Below are 1,450 nucleotides of genomic sequence, written 5' to 3'. Positions count from 1 at the left end.
CTGCATATCTGACACTTTGGTTCCCACTACTTATTTGGTGGACACCACTTTGTCTAATTCGTCAGATTCTGACCAGACGGTTCAGGCTGTACGCTTACTTTCCAATGGGCACTCATGTTTATACGCTGACCTTACAATCAATCACCGCTTTTAAATTTTCAGCATTGCTTCCCTGACGCTTCCACGCGCTGTAAATATCTTTATCCCACGCTTTACCAGCTTTTGTTTGATAGCCTGCTTCATTGATCCGTTCAGCTATCACACGCCCATTATCAAATCCCTGTTGGATGGTATCGGCAATGATCTTTATAACTGCCGTTTCGTTATATGGCTTTGGTGGGATGTTCGGCTTTCCGGCAATAAGCGACGCAGCGGCTTTTTCCATGCGCTCCACCAGCCCAAGCATTCGTGAATCAATAGACTTTTCCGGCTGTCCCAGCTTCATGCGAATCGCATCAACAAGCCAGGAGGTTTTATCCCCTCCAGAAGCGAGAACAGACCGATTAAACTCATCCTGCAATTCAGATGGGATGCGGAACGCGATCAGATTAGATTTGCTCATTGCAAAGACCATATCAGTGAGTAATATCCATACAGTATACCACTGTATAACACTGTTATACGCTCAAATATCAGCCAGAAAATAACGGACCAATCACAAAGCTATCGCTGTGTTGTTGGTTCAGAGCTGGGCTGTGTTGGTTCAAAATGAGTTGATGTTGGTTCAATATTTTAGAAAAACATAATAAAAACAACGATCTTTACAAATTGAACCAACTGAACCAACTGAACCAACACCTTTTTGCTTATCTATATAATCTGAGAGGCAGAAATGATAAGGGACAGGAAAGCTGAAGAGCTGGAGTCAAAAGGGCTATACCGGAGAGCTGCCGCACGATGGATGGAAGTCATGCTGTTATGCACCGAGGACGATGATCGGGAATGGATAAAGCGCCGCCGTGAAACGTGTCTGGAGAACGTGAAGCGCCCGCCCGTGAAGGTTGAGGAATTTGGCGACCTGCATAAAGCTGTTACCGAAACGCAACACCGCATGGGGATAGCGCAACCGAACGGTAACGCCTTCCGGTTAAATGGCGGCAAGAGGCAAAGGTAGACCACCAGAGGGAAATCATCCTCTGGCTGGCGGTTTCTGGTATTTCGGGACAAGTACGCGCGCGCGTAGCACCCAATCGGTGAGGAAATAGCGGCGACCTGAATGGTCAAAATCACAACGCAGCTATCCCCGTAAGCAGCGCTTAACGGAATAGCAGTAACCTGAATCCAGTGGGGAGGGGGTAGTCAAATCTCTACAGCCCTGACTATCCGGGACTGCCCGCCCCATCGTTTTTTTATACCCGCGAAAAATGAAATTTAATCCGGGCGTGTTTCATCCTTCCAGAGGGTATGACGTATGACACCACGCGAAATAGCCTTATTGACCATCGCCAAA

General features: G+C 47.3%; 2 protein-coding genes. One reads left to right on the top strand and one right to left on the bottom strand.

Annotation, left to right across the window (positions count from 1 at the left end; translation table 11 throughout):
- Positions 1-118: 118 nt before the first annotated feature.
- On the bottom strand, positions 119-562 hold the full coding sequence (locus BGK49_RS14505; RefSeq protein WP_001428518.1) for a hypothetical protein: 444 nt from the start codon (positions 560-562) through the stop codon (positions 119-121).
- Positions 563-832: 270 nt separating this feature from the next.
- Here BGK49_RS14505 and BGK49_RS14500 point away from each other — a divergent pair, with 270 nt between their 5' ends.
- The gene (locus BGK49_RS14500; RefSeq protein ID WP_000617443.1) at positions 833-1,114 is read left to right on the top strand and encodes a PerC family transcriptional regulator; all 282 of its coding nucleotides are present in this window, start codon (positions 833-835) and stop codon (positions 1,112-1,114) included.
- Positions 1,115-1,450 lie beyond the last annotated feature (336 nt).

This window comes from Shigella sp. FC1544, assembly GCF_001722145.1.
GTDB classification, from domain to species: Bacteria; Pseudomonadota; Gammaproteobacteria; order Enterobacterales; family Enterobacteriaceae; genus Escherichia; species Escherichia coli.
Note: the sequence above shows the minus strand (reverse complement) of the source record. Positions and strands in the feature narration are given on the sequence as shown.